Source organism: Erythrobacter colymbi, assembly GCF_002155685.1.
Classification (GTDB): domain Bacteria; phylum Pseudomonadota; class Alphaproteobacteria; order Sphingomonadales; family Sphingomonadaceae; genus Erythrobacter; species Erythrobacter colymbi.
The window spans coordinates 1-11,786 of sequence record NZ_MUYK01000035.1 but is presented as its reverse complement, the minus strand read 5'-3'; the positions used below and the strand labels follow the sequence as shown (position 1 = coordinate 11,786).

At 67.7% G+C, this 11,786-nt stretch carries 13 protein-coding genes; 11 read left to right on the top strand and 2 right to left on the bottom strand.

Going from position 1 to position 11,786, the window contains the following annotated elements:
• Positions 1–142 precede the first annotated feature (142 nt).
• Together BZF57_RS19900 and BZF57_RS19895 are read left to right on the top strand one after the other, a co-directional pair.
• The gene (locus BZF57_RS19900) at positions 143–541 is read left to right on the top strand and encodes a VOC family protein (protein ID WP_086741062.1); all 399 of its coding nucleotides are present in this window, start codon (positions 143–145) and stop codon (positions 539–541) included.
• Positions 538–933, top strand: coding sequence for a cupin domain-containing protein (locus BZF57_RS19895; RefSeq protein WP_086741060.1), 396 nt, complete (start codon positions 538–540; stop codon positions 931–933). The genes BZF57_RS19900 and BZF57_RS19895 overlap by 4 nt, the downstream gene beginning before the upstream one ends.
• A 222-nt stretch (positions 934–1,155) precedes the next feature.
• Here BZF57_RS19895 and BZF57_RS19890 read toward each other — a convergent pair whose 3' ends face one another.
• Positions 1,156–2,694, bottom strand: coding sequence for a helicase HerA-like domain-containing protein (locus BZF57_RS19890; RefSeq protein ID WP_086741058.1), 1,539 nt, complete (start codon positions 2,692–2,694; stop codon positions 1,156–1,158).
• 105 nt (positions 2,695–2,799) lie between these two features.
• Between BZF57_RS19890 and pabB the strand changes: the two genes are divergently transcribed.
• The 5 genes from pabB to BZF57_RS19865 all read left to right on the top strand — a co-directional run bounded on the left by pabB (position 2,800) and on the right by BZF57_RS19865 (position 6,779).
• Positions 2,800–4,614: an aminodeoxychorismate synthase component I gene (pabB, locus tag BZF57_RS19885; protein ID WP_086741064.1), complete on the top strand. Its 1,815-nt coding sequence runs from the start codon at positions 2,800–2,802 to the stop codon at positions 4,612–4,614.
• A 38-nt stretch (positions 4,615–4,652) separates the two neighbouring features.
• On the top strand, positions 4,653–5,315 hold the full coding sequence (locus tag BZF57_RS19880; RefSeq protein WP_086741056.1) for an RluA family pseudouridine synthase: 663 nt from the start codon (positions 4,653–4,655) through the stop codon (positions 5,313–5,315).
• Positions 5,308–5,730: an alternative ribosome rescue aminoacyl-tRNA hydrolase ArfB gene (arfB, locus tag BZF57_RS19875; RefSeq protein ID WP_086741053.1), complete on the top strand. Its 423-nt coding sequence runs from the start codon at positions 5,308–5,310 to the stop codon at positions 5,728–5,730. Before BZF57_RS19880 ends, arfB begins: the two co-directional genes overlap by 8 nt.
• Before the next feature lie 140 nt (positions 5,731–5,870).
• The gene (gene rpmG / locus BZF57_RS19870) at positions 5,871–6,038 is read left to right on the top strand and encodes a 50S ribosomal protein L33 (RefSeq protein ID WP_017664380.1); all 168 of its coding nucleotides are present in this window, start codon (positions 5,871–5,873) and stop codon (positions 6,036–6,038) included.
• Between the two features lie 72 nt (positions 6,039–6,110).
• The gene (locus BZF57_RS19865; RefSeq protein WP_086741051.1) at positions 6,111–6,779 is read left to right on the top strand and encodes a LolA family protein; all 669 of its coding nucleotides are present in this window, start codon (positions 6,111–6,113) and stop codon (positions 6,777–6,779) included.
• 419 nt (positions 6,780–7,198) lie between these two features.
• Here BZF57_RS19865 and BZF57_RS19860 read toward each other — a convergent pair whose 3' ends face one another.
• Positions 7,199–8,605, bottom strand: coding sequence for an alkaline phosphatase (locus tag BZF57_RS19860; RefSeq protein WP_086741049.1), 1,407 nt, complete (start codon positions 8,603–8,605; stop codon positions 7,199–7,201).
• A gap of 97 nt (positions 8,606–8,702) precedes the next feature.
• On the opposite strand from BZF57_RS19860, the gene BZF57_RS19855 reads away from it, so the two are divergent.
• From BZF57_RS19855 to BZF57_RS19840, 4 genes are all read left to right on the top strand, one after another.
• Entirely contained in the window at positions 8,703–9,491 is a 789-nt protein-coding gene (locus BZF57_RS19855) for an exodeoxyribonuclease III (protein ID WP_086741047.1), read from the top strand.
• 32 nt (positions 9,492–9,523) lie between these two features.
• Positions 9,524–10,555, top strand: a complete 1,032-nt coding sequence (gene ribA / locus BZF57_RS19850; RefSeq protein WP_086741045.1) for a GTP cyclohydrolase II — start codon at positions 9,524–9,526, stop codon at positions 10,553–10,555.
• 636 nt (positions 10,556–11,191) lie between these two features.
• Positions 11,192–11,434 carry a hypothetical protein gene (locus tag BZF57_RS19845; protein ID WP_086741042.1) on the top strand — a complete coding sequence of 81 codons (243 nt, stop codon included), beginning with the start codon at positions 11,192–11,194 and terminating at the stop codon, positions 11,432–11,434.
• A 13-nt stretch (positions 11,435–11,447) separates the two neighbouring features.
• Positions 11,448–11,786: hypothetical protein (locus tag BZF57_RS19840; protein ID WP_206073261.1), on the top strand; the 339-nt coding region annotated here is incomplete at its 3' end.

The window sequence follows — 11,786 nt, the reverse complement described above, 5'->3', positions numbered from 1 at the left end:
GCGCCGGATCGCCTGCGGCTCGCGCGCGTGCGCTCGCGGCCCGTCCGGTGGCGGGCCGACACCCTGCCCCGCGTCACTTGTTGGAATGCAAATGTTCCTGTAATGTTCTCCTACACGATTCGCACCGGACAGGAGGAACCACATGATCGGCTACGTTACCCTCGGCACCAACGACCTTGCCCGCGCGGCGGCCTTCTATGACGCGATTGCCGCGCATTTCGGCGTCGGGCGGATGATGGAGTTCGGCAGCTTCATCGCCTGGGGCACGATCGGCGGGGCACCCGGGATCGCAGCGACCATGCCCTTCGATGGCGGGCCGGCGACGGTCGGCAACGGGGTGATGGTCGCGCTCGAGGTGAAATCTCCGGAGGAAGTCCACGCGGTCTACGACACGGCGATGGCCCACGGCGGCACCTGCGAAGGCGCGCCCGGCCCGCGCGGCGAGGACGGGTTCTACGCGGGCTATTTCCGCGATCCGGACGGCAACAAACTGAATGCCTTCTGCATGACCGCGCCGACCGGTCCCAAGGCGGGCGAATGACCGCGCCCCGGCTCGAGGAGCGCTTCATCCATCTCGGCCTCGGCGCGAAGGCGGTGGAAGAGCCGCCTTTCGCCGGGATGGAGTGGTACGAGGGCTACGTTGCCCGCCACGCGGGCGACGGGGCGGAAGGCCGGCTGGTGTCGCAATACACCTTCACGGAAAGCTGGACCTCGTGGGAAATGCACCCCGCGGGTGACGAGGTGGTGATCTGCACCGCAGGCGCCATGGTACTGGTGCAGGAGCTTGAAGGCGGGCGGGTGGTCGAGACCCCGCTCGCCGCCGGGGAATACGCGATCAATCCGCGCGGCGTGTGGCACACCGCCGACATGGCCGAAAGCGCGACCGCGATCTTCATCACAGCAGGCGAAGGCACCCAGCACCGCGAGCGGTAGGGGGGCGCAATTCTCCCCCTCCCCCACGGGGAGGGGGTCGGGGGGTGGGGGCTCGGCACCGGAAGATCAGGCCCGCCCCGCAAACACATCCCCGCGTCAGCTCGCTCTCGCACGGCACTCGCGCGGCTTCAGCGGGCTCCAGACCCCCGCCAGACCCCCTTCAGACCCGTCCTGACCCCCCGCCAGCGCGACGTTTCACGTGAAACATCGCACTCCGGCCGATCACCGCATCAACCCGCCGAGCAGATTGCGGACAAACGCCGTCGCCCCGGTCTGCAAGGGATTGGCGGCGGACTTCTTGCCGAGCACCATCGCCACCGCCATCGAGGCGAGCGATCCGGTCGCGGCGGTCATCGCGCTCTTGCCGGCCTTCTCCCACACCGAGGGCGTCTTGCGCTCGCGCTTGGCGACTTCCTCGACGCCCTTCTCGGCCACTTCCTGCGCGGTCGCGGCGGCATCGGCGGCCTTGGCGGCGAGCACCTCGGCCGCGCTCTCGCGATTGGCGCGGGTGTCATACTTGCCCTCGACCGGGCTAATCGATTGAATAATCGCGCGTTCTTTCGGCTCGACCGGCCCTAGCCGCGAGCGCGGCGGCTTGATCAGCGTGCGCTCCACCACCGTCGGCGCGCCGTCATCATCGAGGGTCGAGACCAGCGCCTCGCCCACCTTGAGTTCGGTGATCACCGCCTCGACATCGAGCTTGGGATTGACGCGGAAGGTCTCCGCCGCCGCCTTGATCGCGCGCTGGTCACGCGGGGTGAAGGCGCGCAGCGCGTGCTGCACCCGGTTGCCGAGCTGGCCCGCAACTTCTTCAGGAATATCAATCGGATTCTGGGTGATGAAGAACACCCCCACGCCCTTCGAACGGATCAGACGGACCACCTGCTCGATGGTGTCCTGCAAGGCCTTGGGGGCATCGTCGAACAGCAGGTGCGCCTCGTCGAAGAAGAACACCAGCCTAGGCTTCTCCGGATCGCCGACTTCCGGAAGCGATTCAAACAGTTCCGCCAGCAGCCACAGCAGGAAGGTGGCATAGAGCTTGGGGCTGCGCATCAACTTGTCGGCGGCAAGGACATTCACATAGCCGCGCCCCTTGTCGTCGACCTTGAGGAAGTCATTGATCTCGAGCGCCGGCTCACCGAAGAAATTGTCCGCCCCTTGCGCCTCGAAGCTCAAGAGCTGGCGCTGGATCGAGCCGACCGAGGGCTTGGTGACGTTGCCGTATTTCCCTGACAATTCAGAGGCATTCTCGTTCGCCCAGGCGAGCAGCGCCGAGAGGTCCTCGAAATCGAGCAGCAGCAGACCGTTCTCGTCGGCATAGCGGAAGATGATTTGGAGCACGCCTTCCTGCGTCTCGTTCAGATCGAGCAGGCGCGATAGCAGCAGCGGGCCCATTTCGGACACGGTGGTACGGATCGGATGGCCCTGTTCGCCGTACAAATCCCAGAAAATCACGGGATTGTCGGCATAGGCATAGTCGGTGATGCCGAGTTCCTTCGCGCGGCTCTCCAGCTTGTCGGCGTGCTTGAAAGTCGGCGAGCCCGGCATGGCGATGCCCGACAGGTCGCCCTTCACGTCGGCGAGAAACACCGGCACGCCCGCGGCCGAGAAACTCTCGGCGATGCCCTGCAGGGTCACGGTCTTGCCGGTGCCGGTCGCCCCCGCGATCAGGCCGTGGCGGTTCGAGCGCGACAGCAGCAATGCCTGCCGCGATCCGTCCGCGCCAAGTCCGAGAAAGATGTCGGATGCGCTCTCAGTCATGCCTGCCCCTCGCGTGGTAAAGTGTCGCGCGGAGATGTGCAGGGGCGCGGCGCGGCGGTCAAGTTCTCGACTTCCGCGCGCGATTGGGCCAAGGCTTTGCGGGCCATGGGTTCGCCAACGCTGTTCGTCCTGCTCGATGATGCCCGCGCCGGGGAAGGCGCCGCCGACGCGCTGCTCTACGAGAGCCCGCGCGCGCTGTTCGTCGCCCATCGCCCGGACGAGGTCGAAGCGGTGCTCGCCGCGGCGGAAGCGGCGAGGGTGGCAGATGGCGGTGCACTGGCGGGATACATCGCCTACGAGGCGGGCCTCGCGCTCGAACCGAGGCTCGCCGGCATCGCCGCCGGGCGAAGCGGTGCGGCGGGCCCGCTGGTGTGGCTCGGCCTGTTCGATACGCCGCGCCGGATCGCCGCCGCCGATGTGCCCGCATGGCTCGCCGACCGGGCAGAGGGGCCCGGCACGCTCGGCCCGATGGAGCCGCAGCTCTCCCCCGGCGGATATGCCGCGGCCTTCGCCACGCTGACCGAGGCGATCCACGCGGGCGACATCTATCAGGCGAACCTCACCTATCCGCTCGCCGGCAGCTTCCGGGGCGATCCGGTGGGGCTCTACGCCGCGCTGCGCGACGGGGCGCGGGCGGGCTATGGCGGGCTGATCTTCGACGGATCGCACTGGCTGCTGAGCTTCTCGCCCGAGCTGTTCGTGGCCCTCAATGGCGCCGAAGCGAAGGTGAAGCCGATGAAGGGCACCCGCCCGCGCATGGCCGATCCCGCCGCCGACGCGGCCATGGCAGACGACTTGGCGACCTCGGTCAAGGACCGGGCCGAGAACCTGATGATCGTCGACCTGATGCGCAACGACCTGTCGCGCGTCGCCGAGGCGGGGAGCGTCCATGTCGATGCACCCTTTGCGGTCGAGAGTTATCCGACGGTGCACCAGATGGTCAGCACGGTGCGCGCGCGGCTCAGCCCGGGCAAGGGCGCGATGGATCTGGTGCGCGCGCTGTTCCCCTGCGGCTCGATCACCGGCGCGCCCAAGATCCGCGCGATGGAGCTGCTTGCCGAGGTCGAGCGCGATGCGCGCGGGCCATACTGCGGCGCGATCGGCCGGATTGATGCCGACGGGAATGCCGCCTTCAACGTCGCGATCCGCACCCTGCGGCTCACCCCCATCGAGAACGGACAGGGCGCGGCGGTGCTCGGCATCGGCTCGGCGATCGTGGCCGATAGCGAGCCGATGGCAGAGCGCCGCGAATGCGAGGTCAAGGCCGGCTTCCTGCGCCGCGCGGCACCCGGCCTCACCGCGCCGCAATGCGATCTGATCGAGACGATGCGCTTCGAGCCGGAGAGCGGCATTGCCCTTCTCGAACTGCACCTCGGCCGCATGAAGGCGAGCGCTGCCGCGCTGGGCTTCGCTTTTGATCGCCATGCGCTGCGGAACCAGATCCAGGCGCTGTGTTTCGAGCTTGAAGCGCCGGCCAAGGTGCGCCTGCTGGCATCGCGCAGCGGGGCGAGTGCGCTCGAAACCGCGCCGCTGCCCGCCGCTCTGGCCGAGCCGGTCAAGGTCGCCGTGCTGCCCCACCCGCTCGATCCCTCGGACTGGCGGCTCGCGCACAAGACCTCGGACCGCGGCTTCTACGAGGACGCCCTCGCCGCCGCGCGTGGCTTCGGCGCGGACGAGGCGCTGCTGGTGCGCGCCGATGGCCTCGTTACCGAAGGCAGCTGGACCAGCGTCTTCGTGGACGGGCCGGACGGCGTACTGCTCACCCCACCGCTCAGCCTCGGCCTGCTCCCCGGCGTGTTGCGCGAACAGCTGATCGCCGAGGGCCGCGCGCGAGAGGCGGAGCTGACGCTGGATGATCTGGCGCAAGGCTTCCGGATCGGCAACGCCCTGCGCGGGCTGATGCGGGCGGTGCTGGTTTAGTTCTTCGACAGGCCGCGGGCGAACGGTTAAGGGGCCCCATGGCTGACATCAAAATCCTCTACGAAGACGGCGAAGCGCTGGTGATCGACAAGCCCTCGGGCATGGCGGTCGATCGGCCGCGCAAGGGCGGCATCTGCCTCGAGGATCATCTCGAGCGGCTGAAACTGGGCTTCCAGCGCCCGCCGGTCGCGGTGCACCGGCTCGACACCGACACCTCCGGCTGCCTGCTGCTCGCGCGCAACCCCAAGGCGCTGGCGCGTTTCAACCGGGCGTTCGAGGAGCGGCTGGTGGGCAAGACCTACCTCGCGATCCTTGCGGGGCATCCCGAGGGCACGTCGGGCACGATCGAACTGGCGCTGGCCAAGATCAGCTCGGCCGAGAAGGGCTGGCGGATGATCGCGGCGAAGAAGGGCAAGCCCGCCGTCTCGCACTGGGAGCTGGTCGAGCATCTCGGCCCGCACAGCCTGATCCGCTTCCGGCCCGAGACCGGGCGCACGCACCAGCTGCGGGTGCACGCGCTGAAGGGCCTCGGCGCGCCCTTGCTGGGCGATCCGGTCTATGGCGCGGGCAACGCGGGCGCGGCCAAGCGCACGATGCTCCATGCCGAGAGCCTGACGCTGACCCGCCCCGGCAAGACCGCCATCGAGGCCCGCGCGCCGCTGCCGGCGGACTTCCTCGCCTTCGGGGCGAAAAATGGATGACGAAGAGCCGCTGAGCGCGCGCGCCATCAGGCTCGCCAGCGAGAGCTTCCTCGCCGGCTCCGGCCCGGGCGGGCAGAACGCCAACAAGGTCGCGACCGAGGTCGAACTGCGCGTCAATGTCTACGCCCTGCGCCTCTCGCCCCCGGTGTTCGCGCGGCTGCGGACGCTGGCGGGGGCGAAGCTGGCGGGCAACGGCGATCTGATCGTCACCTCCAAGGCCCACCGCACGCAGGAGGCCAACCGGCAGGACGCGCGCGCCAAGCTCGCCGCGCTGCTGGAGGAGGCGCAGGTCGAGCCCAAGCGGCGGGCGAAGACGCGGCTCAACCGGGTGGGCAAGACCGAGCGGCTGAAGGTCAAGAAGGTGCGCGGCGCGGTCAAGGCCAACCGCGGCAAGCCCCGCGCATCGGACTGGTGACTCTTATTGACTTTTGCCCGTGAATCGGCGAATGGCGCGCCCGTGTGGCGGTGTGCCGGACCTTCCGGGCGCGCCGCTATTTGCTTTTCTAGCCCTGCGGTAAGCACTCGCCGGGCCGACCCAGTTGACAGGATACCGCCATGGCGAAGCCCACCACCGTCAAGATCCGCCTCGTCTCGAGCGAGGGCACCGGCTTCTTCTACGTGACCAAGAAGAACCCGCGCAACATCACCGAGAAGATGAGCTTCCGGAAGTACGATCCCGTCGCGCGCAAGCATGTCGAGTTCAAGGAAGCCAAGATCAAGTAAGGTCTGGCGCGCGCCCGCCGCGGGCGCGATAATTCATCGACAGTTCAAGCCTGCGCCCCTAGTCCGCACGGCATGACAACACGCATTTCCCTCGTCAGCAAGCTGGCGCTCGGCCTCGGGGCCGGAGCGCTCGCCCTTGGTCTCGTCCCCGGCAAGACCCCCGAACTGGCCCCGCCCGCAGCCGCGCAATCGGCCAGCGATCTCGACGCGGTGGTCGGCGCGCTGCGCGCCATCTCGACCATGAAGGCCGACTTCACCCAGACCGACCGCGCGGGCAACACCCTGCGCGGGACGATGACGCTGAAGCGCCCGGGCAAGATCCGCTTCGATTACGGCAAGGACGCCGATTTCCTCGTCATCTCCAACGGCAAGTCGCTCTACGTGATCGACTACGAGGTCAACCAGGTCGAACGCTGGCCGATCGGCAGCTCGCCGCTGGGCGCGCTGTTCGATCCGAACAAGGACGTGAAGCGCTTCGGCAAGATGGTGCCGACCAGCAACAAGGACGTCCTCAGCGTCGAGGTGCGCGATCCCAAGAAACCCGAATTCGGGATGATCACGCTGGTCTTCGTGCGCAACGCCTCGGCCCCGGGCGGCTTGCAGCTTACCAACTGGGTCGCGCTCGACGCGCAGAACAACCGCACCCGCGTGAACCTCTCGAACCAGCGCTACGGCGTTGCGGTGGCAGAGAGCACCTTCACCTTCAAGGATCCGCGCCGCACGGCTCGTCGCCCGGGCTGAACGCCCGTCCGACGAACGGTTGTATGAAAGCGACAGAAAACTTGCCGCGTTCATGTGAGTGAAAGGCGAAACCGGCTAATCATTCTCAACAAGACGGGCCGAAGGGAGGTTTCCCCCCTGTTGCCCACCCTTCGAAATGGGCCTGTCTTGTACAAGCGTGACGAACGCTCCATGGAACCCCTGACCCATCGCCCCCGGGTCAGGGGTTTTTTGTGCGCTTTGGTGTTCCGCACGCCTCCGGCGTGCGAAATCCTCGCTCACACGCCCTGCGGGCGCGTCGCTGCGGGCGGCCGTTCGGCCTTGCGGCGGCTTCGCCGCCGTTGCTGCGCTAGCCTCTGACTCCCCTCCCCCACGGGGAGGGGTTGGGGGTGGGGGCTCGGCGCCGGGCTTCAGGGCACCTGCTTTCGCACCGCCCCGCCCTACTTCTCCCAGCCGAGCGCCTTGCGCATGATAGAGAAGATCACGTTCTGCTCGATCACGCCGTGGGCGCGCGGGGCGCCAGGGCCGGTAGCGAACAGGGCGACGTCCTCGCCGCCGTGGGTCTCCGCGCCGGTCGGCACCAGCGACTGCTGCTGCGCCTTGAGGCCCGTCTGCGGCACCGGCCGCTCGCCCTTCACCGCGCCCGGGCCATTGGCGTAGCCCAATGTCGTATAGGGCTTGCCGTCGAGCGCCGGTGTCGGATCGCCATCCTTGAGCGCGCCGGCATGATCGCCATCGCCGCCGCCCGGCGGGGGCACCACGAGCCCAAGGATGTCGTTCCCGCGCACCGGATAGCCCGCAATGGTGAAGACGTGGCTGTGATCGGCGGTGACGAGGATCAGCGTCTCCTTCGGGTCGGTGTGATCGACCGCATATTGCACCGCCTTGGCAAACTCGACCGCTTCCTCGAGCGCATAGCCCGCGCGGCCTTCGTGGTGGGCATGGTCGATCCGCCCGCCCTCGACCATCAGGTAATAGCCGTCCTTGTCGCCTTTCAGCCGCGCGATCGCCTGCGCGGTCATGTCGGTGAGGGTCGGCTCGGTCGTGTCGGGCTTGCGGTCGACCATGTAGTTGAGGTGGCTCGGATTGAAGAGCCCGAGCACCGGCTTGCCCATCGGTGCCGCCGCCAGCCCCGCGGCATCCTTCACCACCACGCCGCCGGTTCTGGCGGCCCATGCGGCGGGGAGATCGGCCGCTGGATCGGCGCGGCGGCCACCAAGGTTCTTGCCATAGAACATCGCAGTGCCGCCGCCGAGCGCGAGGTCGAACTTCGCATCGACCAGCTGCTGGGCGATATCCTTGCAGCCCTGCCCGCGCTGCTCGGCGGGGATGTTGGTGTCGCTCTCCCAGTCGCGGTCGGCGATGTGGGCATAGACCGCCGCTGGGGTGGCGTGAGTAATGCGGGTGGTGGTGACGATCCCCACCGAGAGCCCGCGCGCCTTGGCTTCCTCGCCCAGCGTCGGCAGCTGGTGGGCGAGCGCCTCGCTGCACACGCCGCGGGTGGCTTCCGGCCCGATGCCAATCACGCCGATGCGCGTCTTCACTCCGGTGTTGATCGCGCTCGCGGTGCCCGCCGAATCGGGCACCTGCGCATTGGTGTTGTAGGTCTTCACCAGCGCCACATTGGGGAATTTCTCGAAGCTGAGCTGGTTCTCCTCGCCCGTCTCCCCGCGCTTCTGGCCATCGTAGATGCGCGCGGCGGTGATGGTGGCGATGCCCATGCCGTCCCCGATAAACAGGATGACGTTCTTCGCGCGCGGCTCGGCGGGGGGCTTGCGATCCCTGGCGAGCGCGGGGGTGGCAACGGTGGACGCGAGCAGCAGGGCGGCGAGGAACGTGCGGGTCATGGCGGGTCTCCGAAAGCTTGCCCCGCCCTATCGCGCCACGGTTTGACGATAAAGTGAAAGCTAGAACTTTCGCACGCGGCACCCTAAGTCCGCCCCCATGCTGACCGTCGCCACCTGGAACATAAACTCCGCGCGCCTGCGCGTGGGCCTCATCGAAAAGCTGCTGACCGAGGCCGCGCCCGACATCCTGTGCCTGCAGGAGATCAAGTGCGAGAGCCACCTCTTCCCCGCCGAGGCGCTGGCTGCATTGGGCTACACCCATCAGGCGGTGAGCGGGCAGAAGGGCTACCACGGCGTCGCCACCGTTTCCCGCGTGCCGATCCGCGAAGTCACCCGCCACGACTGGCAGGACAATGGCGAGGCGCGGCACATCGGGGTCGAGGTCATCGACAAGGACCTCCTCGTCGAGAACGTCTACATCCCCGCAGGCGGCGACATTCCCGACCGCGAGGCGAACCCGAAGTTCGGCCAGAAGCTCGACTTCCTCGGGCGGATGACCAAGTGGGCCGACACGCTCGACAAGCCGACGCTCATCGTCGGCGATTTCAACATCGCCCCGCTCGAAAGCGACGTGTGGAGCCACAAGCAGCTCCTCAAGGTCGTCAGCCACACGCCGATCGAGGTCGAGACGCTCGGCCGCTTTCAGGACGCGCACGGCTGGGTCGATCTCGGCCGCCAGCACATCCCCGCGCCGGAGCGTTACTACTCCTGGTGGAGCTACCGCAATCCGGGCTGGCAGGAGAATGACAAGGGCCGCCGCCTCGATCACATGTGGGCCTCGCCCGAGGTGGCGAAGCAATCGCGCAGCCACCGCGTGCTTGAGGATGCGCGGGCGTGGGAGCAGCCATCTGACCACGTGCCGCTGATCACGGAGTTCGACCTCTGACGCCGTCGCCCGAACGCCGCGCCGCACAGGCTGTGGACGCCTTGCGCCACGGCTGGCCGCTGGCGTTCGAAGGGGGGCCTGTCCTGCTCCCCGTCGAGACCGCCATCGCGCAGGACGCGCGGAGCCAGCGGATGCTGATCTCAGCCGCGCGCGCAGCGACATTGAAGCTCGCCAACCAGAAAGAGGCCGCCGTGCCCCACGCCCCCGTGCTGATCGCGGGGGGCGAGGATTTCACCATGCGCGATGCCCTGCCGATCGCCGATCCGGCGCTCGATCTCGGCAACCCCCTGAAGGGCCCGTTCAAGGCGGTGGGGCTCGACTGGGCCGAAACCGCCGCCGCGGCGCTCGAACTGGCGCGAATCGCGGGGATCCTGCCCGCCTTCCTCGTCGACCCCGAAGGCGCGGGGGAGGCCGTGCCGGTCTCGGTCAGCGACCTTGCCGCCTATGCCAACGCGGGGGCCCTCAGGATCGTCACCCGCGCGCGCCTCCCCGTCAGCGCCTGCGAGGATGCCGAGATCGTCGCCTTCCGCTCCGCCGCCGACCTGCGCGAGCATGTCGCCCTCATCATCGGCAAGCAGAGCGGTGACAGCCAGCCGCTCGTCCGCCTGCACTCCGAGTGCCTCACCGGCGATATCCTCGGCAGCCTCAAATGCGACTGCGGCCCGCAGCTCGACGCCGCGCTCCACGCAATGGCGCACGAGGCGCGCAACGGGGACTCCGGCTGGGGCGTGCTGCTCTACATGCGGCAGGAGGGGCGCGGGATCGGCCTCGTCAACAAGCTGCGCGCCTACCGCTTGCAGGATCAGGGCTTCGACACGGTCGAGGCCAACCAGCGCCTCGGCCTCCCCGACGAAGCGCGCGATTTCCCCGTGGCGGCACGGATGCTCGAACTGCTGGGCGCGCGCACGATCCGCCTGCTGACGAACAACCCCGCCAAGGTGCGGGCGCTCGAAGCGGCAGGCATCACCGTGAGCGAGCGCGTGCCGCACCAGCTCCCGGAGAACCCGCACAATGCGCGGTATCTCGCGACCAAGCGGGATAGGTCAGGGCATCTGCTGATCTGAGGGGCTGCACCCTCCGCCCCCTCGCAGTAACCCCCCCTCGTCGCCCCGTGCTTGACACGGGGCTTGGCTCCTTGCCCTCGCAAAGGGAGGAAAGCCAAACCCCGGATCAAGTCCGGGGCGACGATCGAGAGGGTAGCGGCTTCCGCTTCGCTTCAACCCAAGGCGGACAAAGCGGACACCGTGTCCGCTTTGTGGGAAGGGGCGATTCGTCTGTAATTCAATGATATAGCCCGCCCCGCACCAAGCGGACGGACAGTGTGGTTTGGCGCAAAAACACACCTCGCCTATCCAACGGCCTCGCAGGCCGGGCAAAACAATGGAAAAGAGCCGGACGCATCGTAGCGGCTGACGGGCGAGTAGGAAAATCTCCCGCCGTCGCCCCGTGCTTGACACGGGGCTTGGCTGCATTCCCTTCGGAGGGCGAGGAAGAAACGCCTAACCCGGTGTCAAGCACGGGGCGACGATGGAGGCGATGGCGGCTTTCGCCTCTTCTTGGCCAAAAGCTGCCTTTCAGCAATCGACCCCATAGCTGCCGTCCCCGTCACCCCGGACTTAATCCGGGGTCCGGCTTCTTCTCCACCGTCAAATCTATGGTTATGGTGCGTGCGGAACTGCCTGATGCTGAGGGGATGTTCGATGCGCTCTGATATTGTGGCTGCCGTGCTGTCACTGGCGTGCTTCGGCTTTCTGGCTCTGATGGCGTGGACTGGGAAGCTGGCGGGGATCGACAGCACCAAAGTGCGACTGTTCGCGTGGATCGTCGAAGATGTCGGCGTCGGCCAATTTGGTCGCGCCGGAGCGACGGCGCTGTTCGCCGGCCTCGGGCTGGCATCGGTGCCGGCGGTGCTGTGGGTGCGGCGCCGGTGGTATTTCGGGTGAGAGGGATGGGGTGGTGATCTTTGGCAAGCGGCAAAGCGTTCCGCAGGAGGGGAAGGCGGGAATGTCGGGGGAAAGCATGAGCGGCGGCGCTTGGATGAGCGATGTGTTCGGCAATTACGAGATCGGGTTCAAGCTCGGTCTCCGCCGGAAACAATTCGGGAAAGACTGGGATCCCGCGGCGCATGCCCCGCCCCCTGTTGGGCCGATCGTCGTCCAGTCGATCAATCGCTACACGCGCGGCGAGCCTCTTGCCCGTGAAGAATTTCCGGAGGCCGCCGCAGTCTGGGATGAAAAGAGCTTCAGGCGCGCGAAGGACCTCTTCTCGGTCGGCGGCTTTTATTGCGTCAAGGGC

Coding starts and splice junctions, on each gene's coding strand:
- BZF57_RS19900 (WP_086741062.1), top strand. CDS start 143: ATGATCGGCTACGTTACCCTCGGCACCAACGACCTTGCCCGCGCGGCG.
- BZF57_RS19895 (WP_086741060.1), top strand. CDS start 538: ATGACCGCGCCCCGGCTCGAGGAGCGCTTCATCCATCTCGGCCTCGGC.
- BZF57_RS19890 (WP_086741058.1), bottom strand. CDS start 2,694: ATGACTGAGAGCGCATCCGACATCTTTCTCGGACTTGGCGCGGACGGA.
- pabB (WP_086741064.1), top strand. CDS start 2,800: ATGGGTTCGCCAACGCTGTTCGTCCTGCTCGATGATGCCCGCGCCGGG.
- BZF57_RS19880 (WP_086741056.1), top strand. CDS start 4,653: ATGGCTGACATCAAAATCCTCTACGAAGACGGCGAAGCGCTGGTGATC.
- arfB (WP_086741053.1), top strand. CDS start 5,308: ATGGATGACGAAGAGCCGCTGAGCGCGCGCGCCATCAGGCTCGCCAGC.
- rpmG (WP_017664380.1), top strand. CDS start 5,871: ATGGCGAAGCCCACCACCGTCAAGATCCGCCTCGTCTCGAGCGAGGGC.
- BZF57_RS19865 (WP_086741051.1), top strand. CDS start 6,111: ATGACAACACGCATTTCCCTCGTCAGCAAGCTGGCGCTCGGCCTCGGG.
- BZF57_RS19860 (WP_086741049.1), bottom strand. CDS start 8,605: ATGACCCGCACGTTCCTCGCCGCCCTGCTGCTCGCGTCCACCGTTGCC.
- BZF57_RS19855 (WP_086741047.1), top strand. CDS start 8,703: ATGCTGACCGTCGCCACCTGGAACATAAACTCCGCGCGCCTGCGCGTG.
- BZF57_RS19845 (WP_086741042.1), top strand. CDS start 11,192: ATGCGCTCTGATATTGTGGCTGCCGTGCTGTCACTGGCGTGCTTCGGC.